Origin of the sequence: Salinivibrio sp. IB872 (assembly GCF_001995345.1) — a bacterium.
GTDB lineage: Bacteria > Pseudomonadota > Gammaproteobacteria > Enterobacterales > Vibrionaceae > Salinivibrio > Salinivibrio proteolyticus.
Genome location: NZ_MUFO01000086.1, coordinates 1 through 3,692, shown reverse-complemented (window position 1 = coordinate 3,692; position 3,692 = coordinate 1). Strand labels below are relative to the sequence as shown.

The window sequence follows — 3,692 nt, the reverse complement described above, 5'->3', positions numbered from 1 at the left end:
ATTTTACGAACAAGATGGTCTTTGGGAACAAGTTGTTCCATCGTCACCATTTCAAGTTCATATTGGTGTGGAGAAGGTTCTTGAAGCATACCGGAGCATCCCTATTGCGACACTCCTATTAGATCAAAGGTCTAGCTCGAAAGCTAGACCTTTGTCAGCAGTCTGAAGGCGCCGATTCGGCGCCTTCTTTATCTTCAGATTGCTCGCGGCGAGCGTGCTTCGCCGCGAGGCAAAAAGATTATGCTTTCTCTGCTGCAGGCGTTATGGTTTCCGCCGCAGTTTGTTTGTCATCTACTTTGTCAACAGACCATCCCATGTGGCTGGTTACGATGGTGACAGCGATACACACAAAGCTTAACCACATGAACGGGGCGTAAGACAGGGTTGCAACACCCAGAATGCTGGCCATGTAGATACCATTGTCACTCCACGGCACCATGCCTGATGTCAGCGTGCCGCCGAACTCAGCATTTCGTGATAGGTTTTTGCGTTGATAACCTAAGCGGTCGTAGTTTTTGGCACAGATTTTTGGTGTCAGAATCAGTGATACATACATCGCTGAGCCAAAAATGTTCCCCATAAACGCCGTACCAATGGTTGAGGTGGCGAGGCTACCTGCGCTGTTAACGCGACGCTCAAACAGATTTGCGATGGTATGTAAAACGCCAACTTTTTCCAGCAATCCGCCGAAACCAAGACCAAACACGATCACCGCAACCGAGCCCAGCATCGATTCCATGCCGCCACGGTTTAAGATGGCATCAATAAAATCGACGCCCGAGGAGATGTGAAAAGGCGCCCACGCGGTGTTGATTGCCTGCACGGGAGTCATGTCTTGCAGCATCACAGCCCATACAATACCCAGTAACGAGCCAAAGCTAATTACAGGGAACGAGGGTAGACGCATCGCAAGCAATACCAATACCGCCAAAACTGGAATGAAAGAGAGCGGCGTGATCACAAATTGATCTTCCATGGCCAACATCACGGTCTCAACTTGGCCCATGTCCACGTTGCCGGCGTAGTGCCACCCTACAGCGGTAAAGAGGATGCCGGTGATGATGTAGCTGATAAGTGCAATAGGCAGCATGCCTTTAATGTGCTCAACGATCTCAACGCCTGACATTGATGAGGCCAAAATGACCGAATCTGAGAGCGGCGACATTTTGTCACCAAAGTAACAACCAGAAAGCACGGCGCCTGCGGTCATGGGGGCAGGAATACCCAACCCTTGTCCAATGCCCATCATGGCGATGCCGGCTGTACCTGCCGAGCCCCAAGAGGTTCCGGTAGCCAATGCGGTGAGGGAACAAATCAACATGGTCGCAAGAAGGAAAATAGAAGGGTGAATTGCTTTTAGACCATAGAAGATAATGGTTGGAACGATACCACCTGCAATCCATGTACCGACTAAGGCACCGACCGAAAGCAGAATAAGCACAGCGCCTAAACCATTTGAGATCCCTTTCGTGGCAGCAGCCTCAAGGTCTTTATATTGATGACCGAGTTTTAGGCCTAATACCATGATCACGAACCAGCCGATAAACAGGGCCAATTGGATCGGGAGATCGAGTTTTGCCGTAAATGAAAACGCTAGCGCGAGAAATATACCGAGCGAGAGAATCACTTGAAAGACTGATGGCAGTCTTGCTTGTTGTGTTGTCATAACCTTAACCTTCTTCACGTCGCACTCCTTGCAAAGCCGTGGGGCGAACGTATCGACATCATTATTGGAAGGTGGACCTAATGTGATAACGCGACTACTCCCTGCGCAATTTACCCCCTTTAACCAGGGCTAAACTCACATCACTCTCCGTGTGTCAGTATCCTATTCCGTTTGTGAGGCGACATACTCTAGCTAACACCACAAAGAGATGGGAAACATTTTTGCCAGTAATGTGAGTCTTCCGCGAATTAGGTTGCGATTACCGTATCCAGGTTAAACCTAGGGAAAGACTTGGTTTTAAATTGATTAAAATACAGTTTTCATTTTGTTGCTGATTGTGTGTTTTTTCGTCGTGCATACGTTAAATGTCTTCATACACGTCTGTCTGGATTCCTTTGGTTTGATGAGGAATTGAACAGTTAACGACCTTGACCTGACTATCGTAAATCGACGTGTTAGTATCAAAAGCGTTTTTTCACTGACCGAACCGTGCTTATCTGGTTAAGCGTTTGGTTCAGTCACACAACATGGAGTGTGAAATTATGATGCGAGTAGGTTTAATTGGCTGGCGTGGCATGGTGGGATCTGTGCTGATGCAGCGTATGGTAGAAGAAAAAGACTTTGACCATATTGAGCCTGTCTTCTTCAGCACCTCACAAGTTGGCATCGCGGCCCCGAATTTCGGCAAAGATGCGGGCATGCTTAAAGATGCTTACGACATTGATGCCCTCAAAACCCTAGATGCTATTATCACCTGCCAAGGCGGGGATTACACCAACGCGGTTTATCCTAAGTTGCGTCAAGCTGGCTGGAAAGGCTACTGGATTGATGCAGCCTCATCATTGCGAATGGCAGATGATAGTATCATCACCTTGGATCCGATTAACTTTAAACAGATTCAAGCGGGGATCCACGGCGGTACACGCACGTTTGTGGGCGGTAACTGCACCGTTAGCTTAATGCTAATGGGCCTAGGCGGTCTTTACCAATCAGGTTTAGTCGAGTGGATGACGGCACAAACCTATCAAGCCGCGTCTGGCTCTGGCGCGAAGCATATGCGCGAGCTGATCAGTCAAATGGGTGTGATTAATGATGCGGTTAACACCGATCTGGCCAGTCCCGCGACCTCGATTCTCGACATCGACCGTAAAGTCGCCCAGACCCTTCGCTCCGATGATTTCCCTGCCGATAACTTTGGCGTGCCACTAGCGGGCTCACTGATCCCTTGGATTGATGTGAAACGTGATAATGGTCAGAGCAAGGAAGAGTGGAAAGCGACTGTTGAAACCAACAAAATCTTAGGTCTACAAGACAATCCAATCCCTATCGATGGCACTTGCGTACGTATTGGTGCAATGCGTTGTCACAGCCAAGCCTTAACGGTGAAGCTGAAAAAAGCAGTACCAATGGATGAAATCGAAGAGATGATTGGTTCGCACAATGATTGGGTGAAAGTGGTACCTAATGAACGTGAAGTGACCATGACTGACTTGAGCCCAGCGAAGGTGACAGGCACGTTATCGATCCCGGTAGGCCGCCTACGTAAACTGGCAATGGGTGATGATTTCCTCAACGCCTTTACGGTGGGTGACCAACTGCTTTGGGGGGCGGCTGAGCCACTGCGTCGCTCGCTGCGCATTATCTTAGCGGAAACCGCGCAAGATTAATGATGGCTATTTCGCCAAACCAAGCCGCCTATTTGGGCGGCTTTTTATTGCCCATCATTTAATGGTCGTCGCCGGTGAGCTTTAGCCATTGTGTAATGATGAACATGAACCACAAAAAAGGAGGCGATTATCGCCTTCAGATTGCTGACGAACCCCGCCTTTTTAGGCGGGGTTCTTTTTGATAAGCGGCCGTAGGCCGCGATCGCGATATTTTTTGTTAGAGAGTGGTCGTTACCGACCAACGCCTAAATTGGCGGATAGAAGCCAGTATTTGCCTTATATCCGCCATGTTAAAGCCACATTTTCTTAGATAGCTCACCACTAACGCTCATTTTCTTAGATAGCTCACCACTAACGCT

The 3,692-nt window shown here is 48.7% G+C and carries 2 protein-coding genes; one reads left to right on the top strand and one right to left on the bottom strand.

Translation table 11 applies throughout. From position 1 onward, the window contains the following. Window positions 1–238: 238 nt before the first annotated feature. Entirely contained in the window at window positions 239–1,666 is a 1,428-nt protein-coding gene (gene nhaC / locus BZJ18_RS16795) for a Na+/H+ antiporter NhaC (protein WP_077458484.1), read from the bottom strand. 545 nt (window positions 1,667–2,211) lie between these two features. Here nhaC and asd point away from each other — a divergent pair. Then, window positions 2,212–3,333: an aspartate-semialdehyde dehydrogenase gene (asd, locus tag BZJ18_RS16790; RefSeq protein ID WP_077458486.1), complete on the top strand. Its 1,122-nt coding sequence runs from the start codon at window positions 2,212–2,214 to the stop codon at window positions 3,331–3,333. The last annotated feature ends 359 nt before the right edge of the window (window positions 3,334–3,692 follow it).

Coding starts and splice junctions, on each gene's coding strand:
- nhaC (WP_077458484.1), bottom strand. CDS start 1,666: ATGACAACACAACAAGCAAGACTGCCATCAGTCTTTCAAGTGATTCTC.
- asd (WP_077458486.1), top strand. CDS start 2,212: ATGCGAGTAGGTTTAATTGGCTGGCGTGGCATGGTGGGATCTGTGCTG.